We start from the raw sequence: 18468 nt of genomic DNA, 5'->3' as shown, positions 1-18468 counted from the left end.
TGCTTAGTTGATGAGAATAGATCAAGAAAAAATGCCGGCAATCATTCCATTTCAGTACTTTTGCCCTTTCGAAGGCGGAGTTGATAGCCGCATCCTTTGAGGGTTTTGGGATATCCGAAGTGTTCAATCACGGGCCATCGTCTACATACAAGTGGCCTTAACCGGTAGTTGTTGCACGAGCCGTTTTTTTTCAAATGACGGCATCCCATAATATGAACCTCTCTCCCATCATAATGAACCGGCTCATCGTGGCGAAAATAAAAACCATTGATTTGCACTGCCCAAAAGCGCTCGATCATATGAAAAGGGAATCGGCTTTTTTTCATCATAATATAATGACAGCAATTGCCGCGCCTCTTGCACTGCCCTACTTGTTTGAAAGGAGGGCGAATGATGAGCCTTGCAATTTTTTGAGCTGCTAAATCCATTAATACCAGAGGAAGGCATATCCATTGGATAAATTTTCTGATTCCCTTTGGCAGCCATTGGCGATCAATTCCCCTCTGAGGTGGAAGGGGTTGCTCTGTTGCAAGGCCGGCATGATTTAGTAGGTCATCGACATTTTCTTGATAAATGTTGAGATGTCCTTGTCTTTTTTTATGCATAAAAATATGAGGAGGGGTGAGGGATCAAAAAGATTTTCGGTTATTTTTTCATATTGAGGGGAAATGAAAAAGCTATTTTTTATTCTATTTAGTTTATTAAGTCTATCGCTATTTGCTGATGAGTCTTGCGAGGTGAGTGAAGCGCCGCCGATTAATACGCATATTGCAACGACTCCTCTGATTTATGACAAATATTTTTCTCCCTATGCCGGAGGAAGCGATATCATTAGCATCGAGCGTCTTTTGATGAAATCGGAAGATGCTATTTTGGGAAGAAAAAATGGGGTGAGTGAAAGCTTTCTATCCGGAATGGGTCGTCTTTTAGATCTAGCCGTTATTTGGGGGCCGATTAATTCGATCAGCTATTTAACGCAGCGTACTTTTTGCGGTTTTGAATTCCGCAACCGGGAATTTAGGGATGCAGCCTTAGTCGATATCGATATTAAAAGCAAAATCCCGGGCTATTACAACTACACGTCGATTGACATTTCATTTTATCCGGAAACTCAGGTGACTCAGGTTATAGATACGTTTATTGCAGGCTTTGAAGCCTCGTCCATTTTATCCGGCCAATTGCGATCAATGTGGACAGCCTCAAAAAGAATGGATGGGCGTCAAGGACTTCTTTACGCGTTATCTGCGCTTGACTTAGCGGCCTCTGCCTTAAATAGCCAGTCCGGCAGTATTCAAAATCCTGTGGATGCGGCCTATCCATTAACTGAAGTCGAGTCTTATGTCTATTATATGAAAACGCTCTATCCGACAATGCCGATTAATCTCAATAATTTAACACTCAAGTCGCTCGTTAATCTCGCCGATCCCTTTTTATGGTATAGTCTATATTCTCAACTCTATTATGTTGTTAAGGGGACACCGCTTGACGTCTCCATGTTTCCCTTTTTTGGTAAAAGCGGTTATCTACCCGTTTTTCAACTGGCTCTTGCCCCCTATGGCCCCGAATTTTATTTCCAAAATTATTTCCGTACGGCTAAAGGATCCCCCATTATGGTTTATGGCAAGTGGGGCTCTTTAGCTCACAACCTGCATTGGGGAGTTGGGTTTGAAGCGCCCTACCTGATCCGCACACCACAGCAAACACTGGGATTTAAATTTGATTATTTCGATCAGTACGAGCCCAATGCTGATTTAACATTTGAAGAAGCAGGTGAAGAGTCCTCCTTTGAATATCAGGGGGTGCATCGCATCAGCGGTTATGCCTTTTCTTTCATCGGAACGCAAAGCTTTGATCGATTCCCTTCTTCAGGTCTCTATTTGCAGGCGGGATTCAAAACGGAAGGCTATTTACCGGGTGAATCACTTAAAGCGGGACTTATTGCTCGCGCCGGCTTTTCAATCACCTTTTAACAGAGCACTAAACTTGAAGTGACAGAGGTTGATGTGTTCAATCGAGCTAACATCAATTCATGTGTCTTTTCTAGCGATGCTTCTATGATCAATCGGGTGAAAGGCTTTCCAATTGGGCGTTGCATGCCGGCATTTTTATATTTTGTGCGAGAGGTTGGAGAGACTTCAGAGGTGCATGGGAAGATGATGGTCTCGGGGCTACCTTTAAGAATCTCTTCGGCTGTTTCAACGCCATCTAATTTACCTTCTAAAGAGATATCCATGAAAATACAATCAAAGGGGCGTTTTTTACAGAGATCTATAGCCTCTTCTCCTGTTGTGCAGGTGGTGTAAACAGTGGGATAAGATTTGATGATTTCAAGCATTCTTTTCATGACTTCTGAAATAGGTGCTTCATCTTCAACGTGAAGGATTTTCAGTTCGGGGCGTTTTGAAATCGAGTCGGTGGATGAAGCGGATTGGGTTGGTCGAGGCGCTCTTGAAGCGTGTTCACAGATCGAAGGGGCGCTTAGTTTCAGTTCAAGTCGGGGGCCTATCTTGTCTGCTCTAAAATGAATTGCATATTTTTTTTCAATTTCAGTGATCGCAAGAAAAGTTTGAATGTTTTTGAATAAAGAAGGGGTGGTATCTGAATGTGAGTCAAATGGTTTTTTAGCAAGAGCGCTGTCTTCTATATCTGTTAGGGTAGTGAATGCGGGTTCGGCATCGCCCGGTGCAGCGATAGCCCTATGCGAAGAAGTCTCTGTTGAACCATCTGCAAGAACTAATTCATTAGCGCTTTCTGAAGGGGCAATACTGAAATGTGCGTGAATCCGGTCCAACTCAAAATTTAGTGTGACTGTAAGTGAGTAATCTTGAAAAGAAGGGCCTAAACAATAAAGGAAAAGCGCCTCAATGGCATGAAGGTAGGGCGTAAATGGAAATGTATAAAAATGACGTGCATCCCTTCTCTCTCCTTTGGAGGGAATTTCAACCGATGGGTCTAAGCGCTGCCATAGAGACAGTGCATCATGAAGCGCGTCTTTAAGATCTTTTTTTGAAGTTTTGTCTTTTTTAAACGTCCCATTACCGGTTAATAATGCATTGAGCTGCACTAGTCTGTGCGTTATTGCGCTGTGAAATAATGCTACATCTTCTTTAGAGCCTAGGGCGCTTAAGGCTGCTGTAAGGGCATTACCGCTTAGGTGGGCGCTATGTCTGGAAATGAGCTCCGAGCGATCCTCCTCAGTAGACATCTCTTTTGTAGCCGGGGCATCAGATACACCGGCTCCACTATGGGCTTTTGGTTCTACATCTTTTGCTGCAGAGGCAATTAATGTAAATTCCTTTTCTTTGAGCGTAACAAGATAGTGGGGGGCTGATCTTTTATCGAGAAACACCTCTTTGATAAAAGACTGAAAAAGAGAATCAACACCACGGACTTTGACTAAAATATCCTGAGTACATTCCGTAAATGAGGCAATGGAAGAAATGGAAGAGCGTTTAGAAAGGGAGGTTTGGTTTGTAATAAAAGCGCGAACAAGTGCTGTTGTTTGTTCTCCCACATCTGAGTCATGAGCCAGTTGATCGGGTCTAAAAATTAAATGCGCTGCCCGTGATATTTTGATGATTCTGCCTGAAGAATCTGTGAAGAGCCTTATATTGTAAGCATCATCTGCCATAAAGGCATCAGCTAGGCTCAAAACACAGGTGCTAGTGTTATGACAACAGCTTAAAAAGCACATATAAATCACCTATTTTCTAAATAGCGCCCGTATGATATACGTTTATGCGATTAATTTAAACGTTTTTTAGGGCTAGCATTGGATCGCATTGGTGTTGTTGTATTAGGTGCTTCGGGGCTTGTAGGTCAACAGATGATTGCACTGTTAAAGGAGCATCCCCGTTTTTATGTCAAGCAAGTATGCGCTCGTGAAGAGCGTGTAGGGTCAGAATGTATCGGTATTGGTTTATTGTTTGAGTCTATTCAGAGTGTGGCTGATGAAAGCCTTGTTTTATCTGCCTTGCCGAATAGAGCTGCACAATATATTGAGCCAATGCTTGCTGAAAAGGGGTGCCTAGTCATATCCAATGCACAATGCCATCGAATGCAAGAAGGGGTTCCTCTTGTTTTGCCTGATGTCAATCCCGAGGCGCTTTTGGATATAACAAGGGGGATTGTATGTGTTCCGAATTGTGTTGTGGCAGGGTTGACAGTTGCTCTAAAGCCCTTGCATGATCACTTCGGGATCGATGCGGTTCATGTGACAACGCTACAGGCAATATCAGGCGCCGGTTATCCGGGTGTCGCTTCGCTAGATATTTTGGGGAATGTGATTCCGCATATTCAAGGGGAAGAAGAAAAAATTGAAATGGAGCCTTTAAAAATCTTAAAGACCTCTTTCCCCATATCTGCTACGGCGATGCGGGTTCCCGTCAAGCATGGTCATATGGCATCGGTTGCGCTCAAGCTCAAAAGGAGTGTCTCTCTCGATGCCATCATCCATGCATGGAATAGCTATAAGGGGTTTTCACAACAACTTTTCAGTGCGCCAAAAAATCCAATACGCTATTTACAAGGTGTTGATGATCCACAGCCTCAAAGGCATGTCGAGCTTGATCGTGGGATGCGAGTGAGTATTGGAAGGTTGAGAAAATGTTCGAATTTCGATTGCAAGTTTATTCTCCTCTCGCATAATTTGATTCAAGGCGCTGCAGGCACATCGGTCCTGATCGCCGAGGCACTTATGAGTATGAGGAGAGAATATGCCGAAAACACCGGCCAGAGAAACGAAAGCAATCTCACACGAACGCATCATGCACGCTTGGGTGATTTGGAGCCTTAGCGCTATTTTTTTGTTTTATAAATATGTGATTGAGGTTTCTCCAAGCGTTATGACGCAGCATCTCATGACGGCATTTCAAATAGATGGAGCAAAACTAGGGACACTTGCAGCCGCTTACTTTTATGCCTATTTATTAATGCAGATCCCCGCAGGGCTGCTCATTGACCGGATTGGGCCGAGGTTAATGACGACGGTAGCTATTCTTTGTTGCGCTATAGGTTCATTGCTCTTTGGAATGGCACACACATTTTTTGCAGCTATGGTGGGGCGGTTTTTAACCGGAATCGGAGCTTCCTTCGCTGTGATTAATTGTTTAAAGCTCATCGCTAATTGGTTTCCTCATTCTCGTTTTGCCACCATGGCCGGACTTATGATGACAGTAGGAATGCTCGGAGCCGTGGGAGGACAAGCACCTCTTGCCGCTTATATTGAGGCAATGGGGTGGAGAGAAGCTTTCAGCTCCTTTTCTATATTCGGCATTATTTTATCAGGTATTTTTTGGGTTTTTGTCAGAGATCATCACGATCCGGTACGCGCGCACCATCACAAGAAACATCCCACACGATTTAAAACAATTTTGTCATCTATTGTAACCTCGCGCCAGTCATGGATTTTGTCAATTTACAGTGGACTTGCGTTCGCGCCCGTATCAGTATTCGGGGGATTGTGGGGGGTTCCGTTTTTCATGGCCTCATATGCTACATCTCATACGCAAGCAGCTCGGCTTGTTTCACTCATTTTTCTTGGGTTTGCTCTAGGAGCTCCTATATCCGGTTGGTTTTCAGATCGCATTAAATCGCGCAAAAACGTGATGCTCTATGGAACAATAGTTGCTCTTGTATCGCTGACCATCATTTTATATGTTCCAAATTTGGGATGGGGAGTGTTGAGTGGACTTCTCTTTTTATTTGGGGTGTCGATGAGTTGTTTTCTTGTCTGCTTTACTATGATACGTGAGCTTCACCGCCCCATTATGGCAGCAACGGCGGTTGGATTTATGAATTCATTTGATGCATTCTTTGGAGCTTTTTCCGATCCGATGATTGGTTTTTTTCTCGATTTGGGATGGGTTGGAACTCTCGTCAATGGGGCGCGTATTTTCACCGATGTGGGCTACCGCCAGTCACTGATTGCTTTGCCGGTTTATTTGATCATATCCATTGGATTGATTTTCTTTATCAAAGAGACTTATAGAAAAGGCGGGCACTCCTCGCCCGACCCATTCCCTTAGCCCACATCTAAAACAGGTTTAGAAACAATAATAAATCCTCTTGGGCAATGGTCTTGGTTTAAAGCTTTCATTCCTTTCAGAAATTGATCGACTTTGATCCAGTTGAGTTTTTTCTGAGCCGGGTTGACGTTCATGATTAGAACCTTTTGGGCTTTGACATCATAGTCGGCGACAATTCCGTAAGTCACCCCATCGTGCATACTCACAAATGATTGATCGTATTGAACGATCATGACTTGTTCAGGGCTAGAAACGACATCAAGAATAATGGCGCTCAGCTCTTCGTTTGTCACTGTTGTCGCGTAGTGAATCGAAGCCTTTAATCCTTGAGCTTGAAGTGCCGGTTTGAGTTCGTCGAGTTCCATTCCACGCGCTGCAACAATGGCCGGTTCAAGAATCCCTTTCATTTTTTCATTGAAAAAAGTCTCTTGTGTTTGGGCCGTTTCGGCAGCTAAAAGAGTATTAGTTGTGATAACGCCGCTTGCAACGGCATCATAATGATCCTTAGCCTGAGCTACATAGTGCTGATCAAGCTCTTGTAGTTGATTATAAGGCGTTTGTGCTTGCTCTGTAAGAGGCTTGTTTTCAATGGCTTTTGAAGCTCCGTATGCTGCAAAAGGAGCGCACAAGAGCATTGTTGCAATCAAGATTTGTTTAAGTTTAGAACTCATTTTTCCCTCAAAATATTTGTTTGTTAAAGGGATATTATATCCTTTTTAAGAGATAAAAACAAACATTAAGTGGTTTAGTAACCGATTGATTATCAGGTGCTTAAGATTTTTTCTTTTTGAGTGAAATATAATCGATGAGGCGATCGATCAAAAATAAAATAGCGACAAACACGATAAAGCCAATGGATCCTTTGAGGATCGCAGCCGAATGAAAAATCTGACTAAATATACATCCTAAATATCCCATGATACGCACCTCTTTTTAATAGGTTAATAACACAACTGCTCATTTTCCATGCTAAAAATAAGATTGGTGTGTATATTGCAGTTTTCTAAACCCTTATATGTAATTGAGTGTATGAGCCATCAGATCAAGTATTTAGCCGATTATAAGCCCCCAATTTATTTTATTAAAGAAGTGGAATTGACGTTTGAGCTCGAAGAGGAGCGCACGATTGTCGAATCGAGAATGAAGTTGCATCGCAATCGGGAGGTCCAAGAGGATCGTTGTTTCGTACTCAACGGCAAAAAACTCGAGCTATTAAATATTGCGATTGATGGAGAAAACCTACCCCCTTCTCGGTATGAGGTCAGTGGGGATCAGCTGAGAATTTTTGATGTTCCCGATAGTTTTGTTTTAGAAATTAAAAATGCGATTAATCCTAGGGCTAATACGTCATTAGAAGGGCTTTATATGTCCGATGGCTGTTTTTGCACGCAAAATGAAGCCGAGGGTTTTCGAAGGATTACCTATTTTCTTGACCGTCCCGATGTCATGGCGAAATATACGACGAAGATTATTGCCGATAAGGAGAAATATCCGATTTTACTCTCTAACGGCAATCTCATTGAACAAGGGGATATCGATGAGAAAAAACACTTTACCGTTTGGCAAGACCCCTTTGCTAAACCGTGTTATTTGTTTGCATTGGTTGCCGGTGATTTAGCCTTAGTTGAAGACACTTATACGACGCTATCCAAGAGGGAAATCGCTCTTAAATTTTATTGCGATCATGGTGATGAAGAAAAATGCCTTTTTGCAATGAAGTCATTAAAAGAGGCGATGCGATGGGATGAAGAAAAATTTGGCCTTGAATACGATCTCGATATTTACATGATTGTGGCGATTGCCTCTTTCAATGCGGGAGCGATGGAGAACAAAGGGCTCAATATCTTTAATTCAATTGCAGTCCTTACCGATCCGAGCTCTTCTACGGATGAGAACTTTATTTATGTACAACGCGTCATTGCCCATGAATATTTCCATAACTGGACGGGAGATCGAGTCACGCTGAGGGATTGGTTTCAATTGACACTCAAAGAAGGGCTGACCGTTTTTAGAGATGAAGAGTTTTCAGGCGATATGAATGTCAAAGAACTCAGGCGCATTGAAAATGTGATCGCATTAAAAGAGACACAATTTCCGGAAGATTTGGGCCCGACATCGCACCCGATCCAACCCACATCCTATATCGAAATCAACAATTTTTATACGCGCACCGTATATGAAAAGGGTGCAGAAGTCATTCGGATGATTTTGACTTTGATCGGTTGGGAGAAGTTCCGCTCCGGAATGGATCGGTATTTTGAGCTATATGATGGAATGGCCGTCACAACGGAGGAGTTTATAGGGGCAATGGAGGTTGCTTCCGGGTATGACTTAAAACAATTTCGCTATTGGTATCATCAAAATGGTATTCCCGAAATTCGAGTTGAATATACCTATCGAGAAGAGCAAAAAGAGTTTGATTTGACAATCTCACAATCGTGCCATCCTATGGTCTGTGACGTGACAATGAACCCCTTTTATTTCCCTCTCAAAGTAGCCCTTATCAGTTTAGATGGCGAAGGTGAGCTCGATGTGCATAGCAATGAAGGGAGAAAAGAAGGGAAAGACATTATTTTAACGATTAAAGAACCTCAGCAAACGTTTACATTTACAAACGTAGAGTCTGAACCGATTCCTTCAATTAACAGGGGATTCTCTGCGCCGATTATTACCCATCTGCCCTTTCAAAAACACGACTATCTCCATTTAATGGTAAAGAGTAAAGATCCCTATAACTGTTTTGAATCGGGGCAAGAAATTGCAACGCAGTTAATGCTGCAAGAAATTGATAAATATCAGTCTGAGCAAAGCCTTTCTGTGGACACGGGCTATTTATCGGTCTTAGGGCAAATTTTAAAAGATAAGACCATAGATCACGCTTTAAAAGCTAAATACCTTGCCCTGCCGAGCGAGTCTGCGTTGATGCAGCGGCAAAGTGAATACCTCTTTGAGGCAAATTATGAGGTTAGAGAGTTTTTTGGTCTTGAGATTGCGAGAGCTTTTGAGTTTGAGTGGAATGAGCTGTATCATGAACTCAATAAAGAGAGGGAGTTTAAACTCGATCCTGAGTCGATGGGGCGCCGCGCCTTAAAGAATCGTTGCCTCACTTATCTTTTCAAGCTCGGAAAAGGTGAGATTGTTGAAATGACCTTTGAGCAGTTCAAAAAAACAAATAATATGACCGATCAATACCGAGCGCTATGTCTTTTGTGCCAAGTGGAATGTGCTGAGCGCGAGCAGGCGATTGAGTTGTTTTACGATCAATATAAAGAGGATGCGCTTGTCATGATGAAATGGTTTAGCGCCCAAGCGGCAAGTCCGCTTGATATGACGTTTGATCGAGTGAAAACGTTAATGGCGCATCCCGCATTTGATCTCAAAGTTCCCAATTTGACACGCGCTCTTTTGGGGGCTTTTTCTGAAAACCATATTCGCTTTCACTCCCTTGATCAACCCGTTTATTCATTTTATGCCGATCAAATGATTCGGCTCGATCAACTCAACGCTTACTCAGCGGCACGCATGTGCGGGGTCTTTAAAAAGTACCCTAAACTTGCTCCTCAGCATAAGCAGATGATGAAAACGGAAATGGAGAGAATCCTCTCAACTCAAAACTTGTCAAATAATGTCTATGAAGTGCTGTCGAAATCCCTTGGTTGAATATAGACGTTATGTATATATACCGAAATGAGTTGAAGGGTTGATCTGGTTGGAGGATTCTTTGCGTCATCAAATTAAAGTTGTCGATTTCAAACGAGTGGTTGGCAATGTAGGGCTGATTTTACATGTTCCCGGAATCATGGCACTTCTCTCTATCATTGTCGCATTGATATTCAATGAGGAATATGCCGTCTTCCCTTTTTTGGCCACGTTTCTCATTTCAATTGGCCTGGGTCAGTTGCTTTATCATTTATGTAAGGGAGATGGCCGATCAACGCTTTGGGACTCAATGTCTATTGCAGCCCTCTCATGGCTACTCTGTCCCATTCTTGCAGCAATTCCCCTGATATGGATTGCGACTCTGCGCTTTAAAATGGGGGTTCACTTAGAGTCTTCAATGGCGTTGATGAAACCGATCAATGCGCTCTTTGAAGCTTTTTCCGGATTTACGGCCTCAGGCCTTACTTTGGTTAAAAGACCGAGTGAGTTTTCCCATTCGGTGATTTGGTGGCGATCGCTCATGCAGTGGGTTGGGGGAGTAGGTCTCATTGTTTTCATTTTATCTGTTGTTGAAGCGACTAAAACAAAGTATCAACTCTATTATGCCGAATCTAGAACAGATGTTATGGGTAAAACAATCAAAGAGACAACGCGCACGATTTGGGGACTGTATCTTTTCTATACGATTGTATCGATAATGCTATTTTTTTTCAGTGGAATGCCCATATGGGATGCCATTAATCACGGCATGACGGGAATATCAACAGGTGGTTTTACGATAACTGATGACAGTTTTGCTAGCTATAATACTGCCATTAAAATCGCTGCGCTTTTCATTATGCTGTGTGGTGCGATGAGTTTTGTTGTTCATTACCAAGTATTAAAGCTAAGAAAGTTTTGTATGGTATGGAAAAGCATCCCCAATCTCACATTGCTATTGATGTTCATTATAGGAAGTGGATTGTGCATTTTTATCGACAATATCACCCTTAATCGTTGGAGCAATATCGATTCGATCTTTACATGGGTTTCTGCAATGACGACTTCGGGGTTTAGCGTGCAAAATATTGCCGTGCATGCACCCATGCTAAAAGTTTTCCTGGTGATGGGGATGATCATTGGTGGGGTTGCAGGTTCAACAGCGGGTGGGATTAAAATTCAGCGATTTTTAAATCTTGTCTCCGGAATGGCCATTCGGATCCGCGCTATTTTCGATGTGAGATCCAGTCGCAATGTCGATCGCTTTTTTGAATCGAGTAAGCCCGGGGAGGAGCCGGGAATGGTCGTCATGAATTCCGAACAAATGAGAAAGCTGTTTGGTGCGGGTGTCCTTTTTTTTCTATGGATGATCGCTATTTTGATTGGCTGGCTCTTTGTTACCTATCATGTGCCGCATGAAAAGGCATTTAATGCCTTTTTTGAAATCGTATCGGCGACGTCCAACGTGGGACTATCAACGGATATCGTCTCTCCAAAATTAAGCGGATCTTGTCTGAGCATTTTTATTATCCTCATGTGGCTTGGGCGTGTGGAAATTATCCCGGCACTTGTGATGTTTGCAGCCTTTATAAAATTGTTTTCCACTAAAAAGAAAAGATTAAAATGAACCCTTTCCTACAAACACAAATTGAATGGATTAAAGCCCTCAACGGACATCATATTACGTGGCTCAACGACTTCTTTATCTTCTGCAACCATCTCGATAGTTTAGCCTTTTATAGCCTTGTTGCCGTGGCTGTCTGGATGGGAGTTCATCGCCTGAGGGGGATTGAGCTTCTGGCGCTTGCTTTAATTAATGGCTTTGTTGGACAAGTGCTCAAAGATTTCTACGATATGCCGCGGCCCTTTCAAATGGATCCTTCTGCAGGGCTTGTTGTCGTGAGCGGCAATGGTCTTCCATCAGGTGCAGCCGGAATGGCAATGCTCTGGGGTGGATTTTTAATTTATCATTTGCGCTCACATCTCAGCGCGTGGATCATCGGCATTGTCTATATTTTATTCTTTAGCTTCGTCCGAGTCTATCTTGGAGTGCATTTTGTGAGTGATATTTTAATGGGGTGGTTTGTGGGAGCAACTGAGCTGTTTTTATACATCCGCTACAATGACTTAATACGTAAAAAACTGCTCAAATACACACCTCAGAAGCGCTTTCTCACACTATTATTTGTTGCAGCGCTTGCTGTTGCCCTGTTTTTTAAAATGCGCACCTTCAATTATTTAATTATCGCCTCCGCCTATTTGCTGGGGATCTATCTCGACGATCGATTCAATCCCAAAATGGCAAATCCAAAAAGTTGCAAAGAAGGGCTCGTTCGAGCACTTGTTTCTCTAGGGCAGTTGAGCCTTATTTTGTGGTTTATTTTCGGTTTGCAGGGGATAAAGCCGGTGCAAGTCCTGATGCTCATGGTGGGGTCAACCTGGATGGCTTTTGTCGCTCCAAGAATCAACACGTGGATTTCTTCTTTTAAGGTTTGGAGATCCAGGTGAGCTCGTGTTTGTTGTGGAAGAGGTGTTGAACTGTTGAATGGGGAATTTGACGGAAGCGATCAATAGAGTCTTGCGTATATCCCTCTTGTAGTTTTAATGTCACCACAAAGCGTTTGCATAACCCGCTCATCCGCCATTGTTGCACCCAATCATAAAGTCTATCCGGATAACAAATAATATCGCTAAAAATCCAATCGACAGGTCCGATCGATTCGGGGAGTGCTGCAAAGGCATCCCCTTGATGAAAATAGACATTTTTTCTTGTCATTATAAGCTCATCAAGAGGGGCTCGATCATAAGCAATGACATGGGCCTTTAAGTTAGAGAGAACCCATGTCCAACTTCCGGGGGCCGCTCCGATTTCTAAACACCGATCATGAGGCTTAGGGTAGTCTCCTAGAAGTGAGAGGGCTTCATAGAGTTTGAGATAGGCCCTTGAAGGCGGCTCTTTTTTATTTTCAACAAAGAGCGGTTCACCATTGGGAAAGGGGCTCGTGCACGTTGCAGAATAGAGCAGGGTGTTTTCATCAAGCAGAGTCCACGATCCAAGAGGCGCCCTAAAAGCCTCCGCCGGAAAGGAGAGGGGCTTTTGGGAAATAAAAGGGAGCTTTTCTTCGATGAGCTTTGATCTGCGAAAGGCTTGATAGGGAAAAAGGGCCCAATTGCGTTGAATGCTTTTTAAATGACGCGCCGCCTCACCAATGGACTGAAAGGAAAATAGCTGAGGGTTCTTCCAGCAATTGAGAGCCCACATCATCTGTTTGAAAGGGTGATTGGAGATATATAGGCGATCATATATCACATTCGACTCATTGAGTTCATCTTGCAGCTGTTTTTCAAACCCTTTGGCTGCTAAATAGGCAGATTTCATCTAAGTTTCCGCCTGATGCGTTGTAAACTGATAGGCCAAAAGACAAAAGGCATTCGAGACATTGAGGCTCTCAACATGTCCCGATCCTTCAATCGTGATCAGCTCATCGGCCATATCAAAAAGCTCGGGAGAGACGCCTTTTGTTTCCGACCCTAAAATCAGCAATGATTTTTTTGGCGGGATCACTTTGTGTAGAGAGCGCCCCTGCCTTGGAGAAGTGGCAAACAACTTAAAGCCCATTTTTTTGAGATCCAAAAGATCTTTTTTGGGAAACTGAGATGAAATCAGAGTGACATATTCGGCCCCCTCGCGCGCAATGCGGTATCCCGATGGGGGAAGAGGCATCGCATCGGGTAAAATAAGATAATTAATGCCAAAATGAGCGGCTGTTCGGATCATAGCTCCTAAATTATGAGGATTCATCACCTCATCAAGATAGGCAATGCAGCACGCCTTTTCCAAGTCTTTTCTTGCTTTGGCAAAAGGGATGGGGAGTTTCTTTTGAGCAACAACGCAAATCCCTTCATGATGTGTCGAGTCGGTGAGCTTGCGAAGATCATCCTCTTTGACAATTTTATAGCCTTTTTTTAGCTCGGCGAGCTTTTGTAAAAATTGGCTAAAGGGGTGCACAAGCTCTTGAATGAGATAAACTTTTTCTACATCCTTGATGCGATTCATTAAAATGGCCCTACAGCTGGGGCTACCATAATAGTGCTGGAAATCTTTAGAAACGTGTTTTTGTTTTTTCATATAACTTTTTTTGAAATTTCCTTGATGTATAGGAAAAAAATTTCGACGGTTAAGGAGTATTGGCTATCACTATCCGCCCGGGCTATATGAGAGCTTCCCGCTTAAAGCAGAAAGATTGGCCCGCTTGGCTGTCGATTCATGTCGATTTTAAAATGATACTTCAGAAAATGTAAACCGAAATCAGCAACTCAGTTTTTGTTTTCGGCCCGGACGCAACTTTCGGTTATACTCCGATAATCATGACATGGGAGAATCTTAAGGACTCAGTGTCGATTTCTTCGCGGTACGAGATGTATAATGTAGTCAAGGCTCTCAAAGTCTCAGGTAGGTAGGCGATACCTGTGTCTGAGGCATCAAGTGACTCAATTGCAGTGAAAAATTCCAAGCATTCTTCATTAAATCCCCTATTGCCGCTGATACACAATTTTCTTAAGGCTGTCAAAGTCTCGGGTAGAGAGGTGATGTTTATGTCTGAGGCATCAAGGTCTATAAGAGCAGTGAAAAACCTTAAGGATTTAGTATTAAATCCACCATTCTGCGAGATATCTAATTCAGTCAGAGCTCTCAAAGTCTCAGGTAGGGAGGTGATGCCCGTCCATGAAACATCAAGTGTCGTTAAATTTGGGAAAAGCTTGAGAAATTCAGAGGCAGGCTCAGAGTCGAGTCTAAGATTGGAAAGATTTAATTGAGAAACTTTGTGGCATAGAGCTGCTCTTTCAGGAGAAGAAAAGAAGGTGGTTGCCGCTTCGATTCCATTATGAGAAATATAGTCACGACAAAAGTTTGAAAATATAGCGTGATATACTTGGATCTTCGGGTTGACTTCAAGAATGCTAAAGAGCAATTTCAAATAATCATTTTTTGTTTCGGGTGATATTGACTCGTTTGAGAGTACTTCTTTTAGAAAAAAGGGGGAAATAAAGGAGTAACAGCCTGTAGAGTTAAAACATTCTTGATAGAAAGAAAACTCTGAAGGCTTGAGCTCAAAGGTTGAGTACTCCGGATCGACATAATGTAGGAGTAGTGTCAGTGGCTGGCTATCGTGTGTATTGGAATGCTCTTCATCTTTAGTGATATTGATGATAGGGGTGAAAACGTCTCCGGCCGGGTTAATCAATGCTCCAAAAAAGGGTGAAGAAGAGATGAGGTGAGCCTTTTCAGGAGGGATTGCAAAAACGGTTGGCAGGCTGCGGAAAGAGGGTGAGGCCTCTTCTTCATATTTATGAAGCTGTACGTAAATCTGTCCTGATGAGCTATTTTTTGTCAGCGTAAGTTTATATTTTCCTTCATCAAGGGATGAAACGACATCGCGGGGCGATAGTGGGATAAGGATAGGTTTTGTTTGGCCCGTAGCACATGGATTTAGGATGTGACTGAAAGATGGAAGTCTCGAAGAAGATGGTTTTTGTGGGATTGGACGGATAATCCCATCAGAAACGGGCATGGAGGCTAATCTTGGAGGGTACATATATTATCTGATTTTATTTAATAATGTTATGATTATATCAATCTTAATATTTATTAAAAACTAAATGTTGAATGTTAATTACAATAATTATTTTAAATAGAGTTTCGTGTGTAAATCACTAAAAATGAGGGTATAACCCATTTTCTCTATGTTTCATTCATTTTTTTGTGAAAAATGACAAAAAAATTGACGTATTTTTGTGAAAATATCACGTTTTCTGAACATACTGTTGAATAATAATGGTTAAAAAAGCAACATAAGCTTATGGAAAGAGAATTTTATCAAAAATTAATTCAGTGGAAAAGTTCAGATTTGCGTAAACCGTTGGTGTTAAGGGGAGCTCGCCAAGTAGGCAAAACGTATATTTTGACCGAATTTGCAAAACGGGAGTATGAGGATCATATCTATATCAATTTTGATGAAACGCCTCACTTCGCAAGTTTTTTTAACGAAGATTTAGATCCCGACAGAATTATCAGGGAACTCACCATATTTTTTAAAAAAAAGATTAATCCCGGTTCTACACTTATCGTATTAGACGAAATTCAGGAATGTCCTCAAGCTTTAGCATGCCTGAAATATTTTTGTGAAAAAAAGAATGAGTATCATTTAGCTACGGCCGGTTCTTTACTTGGAGTAAAGTTGACGAAGGGATTTCCTGTGGGTAAAGTCAATTTCCTCGATCTTGCTCCATTGAATTTTTTTGAATTTTTGACTGCACTCGGTGAGCAAGAGTTGTCTATAATGCTCGAAGAAATGGATGCTCCAAAACCAATATCAGAAATATTTCATAACAAATTAACCTCTCTTTTAAAATATTATTTTATTATAGGGGGTATGCCGGAAGCTGTTGCTACCTATTTGAAAACAGAAAATCTAAGCCAAGTCAGGGTGGTACAAAAAGAAATTCTCGATGCCTATATATTAGATTTTGCAAAACATGCGCCAAAAGATGAGGTAATGAAAATTATGGCTATCTGGGACTCTGTCCCTAGTCAATTAGCTAAAGAGAATAAAAAATTCATTTTTTCGGCAATTCGCAAAAGCGCTAGAGCTAGGGGATTTGAAACATCCTTACAGTGGCTAAAGAGTGCCGGACTCATCGTCAAGGCTAATCATCTTTCGACTCCCAAGCTACCCTTGGATGCTTATTCGGATAAGCAAGCATTCAAGGTGTTTTTACTGGATGTGGGCTTGCTTGGGACAATGAGTAAGCTGGATCCCGGAATTATTTTAGAAGGCGACCAACTTTTTCAAGAATTCAAAGGAGCTTTAGTTGAAAATTTTGTAGCGATAGAGCTTCATGATAAGCATTTTGATGAACTCTATTATTGGACAAGTGAGGGGATCGCAGAAGTAGATTTTGTCATTTCCACAGAGCATCATATTTTCCCTCTTGAGGTAAAGGCCGGTTTCTCCAAAAAAAAGAAAAGCCTTACAGTATATGATAGCAAATTTTCCAAAGAAGAACATCCTCCCTTAGTATTGTCTCGGGCTTCTTTAAGAAATTTTTCCCTTGATGGAAAGCTTGTTAATTATCCTTTATACGCAATCAGTCTTTTCCCTCGCTTTCGCCTAAAAGTGACAGAATAATCAGGCAACGCCCCCCCCTACCTCAATCATTTTTTTATGCGGTGGTATAGTCTTCTTTAGAAGTGACTTTTTTTACAAGTCTTCAGAGAATAGCCCTTAAATAGATCGATCAAGTTTTGGATATGAAGAGAGTTTTTTCTTCCAATAGTCAAAGACATGGGGTCTTATTTGATTGAGTTGACACCACTTTGCGATGGTGAGACCACTCTCTTTTTGGTCATGAACTCTCTTTTCCCATTCGAGTATCTTCTCTTTAGAACTTGGCCCGGGCATATCATCTCCTTTTTTTATTTATCCAAAAGGGTGTCCTACAGAACGATTTTTAAATAGGTGGGCTTATTTCCCGGTTACGGTAGGGAGGTGATGCCTGTGTTTTCGACCTCAAGTGACTCAAGAGCAGTGAAGGGTCTTAAGGAGTCGGCATCAAATCCTCTATTGCCCTAGATGTGTAATGTAGGTAAGGCAGTCAAAGTCTCAGGTAGGGAGGTGATGCCTGTATTGTATGAGATGTCTAATTCAGTTAAGGCTGTCAAAGTGTCAGGTAGGGAGGTGACGCCTGTTTCTGCGGCATGAAGTACTGTTAAATTTGGGAAAAGCTTGGGAAATTCAGATGCGTGTTTAGAATTGAGCCTAAGGCCGGAAAGGTCTAATTGAGAAACGTTGTAACATAGAGACGCTCTTTCAGGAGAAGAAAAGAAGGTGGTTGCCGCTTCAACTCCATTACGACGAATATAATCACGGCAAAAGCTTGAAAATATATTGTGATATGCTTGATCCGGGTTGACTTCAAGAATGCTTAAGAGCAATTTCAAGCACTTATTTTTGGTTTCGGGTGATATTGAGCCGTTTGAGAGTATTTCTTTTAGAAAAGAGGGAGAAATAAAGGAGTAACATTTTGTGAAATCAAAAAGTTCTTGATAGAAAGAAAGCTCTGAAGGCTTGAGCTCAAAGGTGTAATGCTCCGGATCGGCATAATGTAGGAGCGCTGTCAATAAGAGGCTATGATGTTCATTGTCTCCGCTGCTGTCTTTAGTAACTGTGATAATAGAAGGTAGAATAGCATCTTGATCAATCAAGGTTTTAAAAATGGGTGAAGAAGAGATGCGATGAGCATTCTCGGAAGGGATTGCAAAAATGGTTGGCAGGCTGCGGTGAGAGGATGAGGCCTCTTCTTCATGTTTATGAAGCTGCACATAAATCTGTCCTGATGAGCTATTTTTTGTCAGCGTAAGTTTATATTTCCCTTCATCAAGGGATGAAACGACATCACAAGGAGATAGTGGGGTAAGGATAGGTGCTGCTTGACCCGTAGTGCATGGGTTTAGGATGTGAGTGAAGGATAGAGATGTCGAAGAGGGGGTGTTTTGTGGGATTGAATGGATAATTCCATGGGAAACGGGGCCGGATCCTAAGTTTGAGGGGTTCATGTATTACCTGTCTTTTTATTTTAATGTTGTTATGATTATATCAATTTTCTCGACTTTGTACAATTTTATGATCAACTCGCTGACGCTCATCGATCATAGGATTGGACAAGAAAAAAATTGATAGAGAGCGCTCAATCATTCATACTGTTTGGTTATCAAGCACAAACGGTAAAACTATGGACTCTC

Annotated in this window: 16 protein-coding genes; 7 read left to right on the top strand and 9 right to left on the bottom strand. The window is 42.0% G+C overall.

The features are described 5' to 3' along the window. Window positions 1-41: 41 nt before the first annotated feature. Complete coding sequence (locus K9M07_06040) at window positions 42-605, bottom strand: YkgJ family cysteine cluster protein (GenBank protein ID MCF7852782.1); 564 nt, start codon at window positions 603-605, stop codon at window positions 42-44. 63 nt (window positions 606-668) lie between these two features. Between K9M07_06040 and K9M07_06035 the strand changes: the two genes are divergently transcribed. Beyond that, window positions 669-1970, top strand: a complete 1302-nt coding sequence (locus tag K9M07_06035) for a hypothetical protein (protein MCF7852781.1) — start codon at window positions 669-671, stop codon at window positions 1968-1970. Here the strand turns inward: K9M07_06035 and K9M07_06030 are convergent. After that, window positions 1967-3694: a response regulator gene (locus K9M07_06030; protein MCF7852780.1), complete on the bottom strand. Its 1728-nt coding sequence runs from the start codon at window positions 3692-3694 to the stop codon at window positions 1967-1969. The two genes, K9M07_06035 and K9M07_06030, sit on opposite strands and share 4 nt — an antisense overlap. 132 nt (window positions 3695-3826) lie before the next feature. Here K9M07_06030 and K9M07_06025 point away from each other — a divergent pair, with 132 nt between their 5' ends. Both K9M07_06025 and K9M07_06020 read left to right on the top strand, forming a co-directional pair. Further along, entirely contained in the window at window positions 3827-4795 is a 969-nt protein-coding gene (locus K9M07_06025) for an aspartate-semialdehyde dehydrogenase (GenBank protein ID MCF7852779.1), read from the top strand. Further along, on the top strand, window positions 4716-6026 hold the full coding sequence (locus tag K9M07_06020) for an MFS transporter (GenBank protein MCF7852778.1): 1311 nt from the start codon (window positions 4716-4718) through the stop codon (window positions 6024-6026). The genes K9M07_06025 and K9M07_06020 overlap by 80 nt, the downstream gene beginning before the upstream one ends. On the opposite strand, the gene K9M07_06015 is transcribed toward K9M07_06020, so the two are convergent. Then, on the bottom strand, window positions 6023-6697 hold the full coding sequence (locus tag K9M07_06015; protein MCF7852777.1) for a hypothetical protein: 675 nt from the start codon (window positions 6695-6697) through the stop codon (window positions 6023-6025). The genes K9M07_06020 and K9M07_06015 overlap by 4 nt on opposite strands. Before the next feature lie 100 nt (window positions 6698-6797). Then, window positions 6798-6944, bottom strand: a complete 147-nt coding sequence (locus K9M07_06010; GenBank protein ID MCF7852776.1) for a hypothetical protein — start codon at window positions 6942-6944, stop codon at window positions 6798-6800. 111 nt (window positions 6945-7055) lie between these two features. Here K9M07_06010 and pepN point away from each other — a divergent pair, with 111 nt between their 5' ends. The 3 genes from pepN (at window position 7056) to K9M07_05995 (ending at window position 12173) form a co-directional block, all read left to right on the top strand. Further along, on the top strand, window positions 7056-9686 hold the full coding sequence (gene pepN, locus K9M07_06005; GenBank protein MCF7852775.1) for an aminopeptidase N: 2631 nt from the start codon (window positions 7056-7058) through the stop codon (window positions 9684-9686). A gap of 61 nt (window positions 9687-9747) precedes the next feature. Beyond that, window positions 9748-11292 carry a TrkH family potassium uptake protein gene (locus K9M07_06000; GenBank protein ID MCF7852774.1) on the top strand — a complete coding sequence of 515 codons (1545 nt, stop codon included), beginning with the start codon at window positions 9748-9750 and terminating at the stop codon, window positions 11290-11292. Beyond that, window positions 11289-12173: a phosphatase PAP2 family protein gene (locus K9M07_05995; GenBank protein ID MCF7852773.1), complete on the top strand. Its 885-nt coding sequence runs from the start codon at window positions 11289-11291 to the stop codon at window positions 12171-12173. Before K9M07_06000 ends, K9M07_05995 begins: the two co-directional genes overlap by 4 nt. Here K9M07_05995 and K9M07_05990 read toward each other — a convergent pair. From K9M07_05990 to K9M07_05980, 3 genes are all read right to left on the bottom strand, one after another. Continuing rightward, window positions 12151-13044 carry a hypothetical protein gene (locus K9M07_05990; protein MCF7852772.1) on the bottom strand — a complete coding sequence of 298 codons (894 nt, stop codon included), beginning with the start codon at window positions 13042-13044 and terminating at the stop codon, window positions 12151-12153. The two genes, K9M07_05995 and K9M07_05990, sit on opposite strands and share 23 nt — an antisense overlap. Further along, window positions 13045-13794 (bottom strand): RNA methyltransferase, encoded by a 750-nt coding sequence (locus K9M07_05985; protein MCF7852771.1) that lies wholly within the window; start codon window positions 13792-13794, stop codon window positions 13045-13047. A 223-nt stretch (window positions 13795-14017) separates the two neighbouring features. Then, window positions 14018-15262: a hypothetical protein gene (locus tag K9M07_05980; GenBank protein ID MCF7852770.1), complete on the bottom strand. Its 1245-nt coding sequence runs from the start codon at window positions 15260-15262 to the stop codon at window positions 14018-14020. Window positions 15263-15526: 264 nt separating this feature from the next. Here K9M07_05980 and K9M07_05975 point away from each other — a divergent pair, with 264 nt between their 5' ends. Continuing rightward, entirely contained in the window at window positions 15527-16855 is a 1329-nt protein-coding gene (locus K9M07_05975; protein ID MCF7852769.1) for an AAA family ATPase, read from the top strand. Window positions 16856-16951: 96 nt separating this feature from the next. Here the strand turns inward: K9M07_05975 and K9M07_05970 are convergent, their stop codons facing one another. Both K9M07_05970 and K9M07_05965 read right to left on the bottom strand, forming a co-directional pair. Further along, window positions 16952-17128, bottom strand: a complete 177-nt coding sequence (locus K9M07_05970) for a hypothetical protein (protein ID MCF7852768.1) — start codon at window positions 17126-17128, stop codon at window positions 16952-16954. A gap of 167 nt (window positions 17129-17295) precedes the next feature. Continuing rightward, a complete protein-coding gene (locus tag K9M07_05965; GenBank protein MCF7852767.1) occupies window positions 17296-18282 on the bottom strand; it encodes a hypothetical protein in 987 nt (328 codons plus the stop codon). Between the last annotated feature and the right edge of the window lie 186 nt (window positions 18283-18468).

This window comes from Simkaniaceae bacterium, from assembly GCA_021734805.1.
GTDB lineage: Bacteria > Chlamydiota > Chlamydiia > Chlamydiales > JACRBE01 > Amphritriteisimkania.
This window is presented reverse-complemented; position numbering and strand designations above follow the sequence as displayed.

Coding starts and splice junctions, on each gene's coding strand:
- K9M07_06040 (MCF7852782.1), bottom strand. CDS start 605: ATGCATAAAAAAAGACAAGGACATCTCAACATTTATCAAGAAAATGTC.
- K9M07_06035 (MCF7852781.1), top strand. CDS start 669: ATGAAAAAGCTATTTTTTATTCTATTTAGTTTATTAAGTCTATCGCTA.
- K9M07_06030 (MCF7852780.1), bottom strand. CDS start 3,694: ATGTGCTTTTTAAGCTGTTGTCATAACACTAGCACCTGTGTTTTGAGC.
- K9M07_06025 (MCF7852779.1), top strand. CDS start 3,827: ATGATTGCACTGTTAAAGGAGCATCCCCGTTTTTATGTCAAGCAAGTA.
- K9M07_06020 (MCF7852778.1), top strand. CDS start 4,716: ATGCCGAAAACACCGGCCAGAGAAACGAAAGCAATCTCACACGAACGC.
- K9M07_06015 (MCF7852777.1), bottom strand. CDS start 6,697: ATGAGTTCTAAACTTAAACAAATCTTGATTGCAACAATGCTCTTGTGC.
- K9M07_06010 (MCF7852776.1), bottom strand. CDS start 6,944: ATGGGATATTTAGGATGTATATTTAGTCAGATTTTTCATTCGGCTGCG.
- pepN (MCF7852775.1), top strand. CDS start 7,056: ATGAGCCATCAGATCAAGTATTTAGCCGATTATAAGCCCCCAATTTAT.
- K9M07_05995 (MCF7852773.1), top strand. CDS start 11,289: ATGAACCCTTTCCTACAAACACAAATTGAATGGATTAAAGCCCTCAAC.
- K9M07_05990 (MCF7852772.1), bottom strand. CDS start 13,044: ATGAAATCTGCCTATTTAGCAGCCAAAGGGTTTGAAAAACAGCTGCAA.
- K9M07_05985 (MCF7852771.1), bottom strand. CDS start 13,794: ATGAAAAAACAAAAACACGTTTCTAAAGATTTCCAGCACTATTATGGT.
- K9M07_05980 (MCF7852770.1), bottom strand. CDS start 15,262: ATGTACCCTCCAAGATTAGCCTCCATGCCCGTTTCTGATGGGATTATC.
- K9M07_05975 (MCF7852769.1), top strand. CDS start 15,527: ATGGAAAGAGAATTTTATCAAAAATTAATTCAGTGGAAAAGTTCAGAT.
- K9M07_05970 (MCF7852768.1), bottom strand. CDS start 17,128: ATGCCCGGGCCAAGTTCTAAAGAGAAGATACTCGAATGGGAAAAGAGA.
- K9M07_05965 (MCF7852767.1), bottom strand. CDS start 18,282: ATGAACCCCTCAAACTTAGGATCCGGCCCCGTTTCCCATGGAATTATC.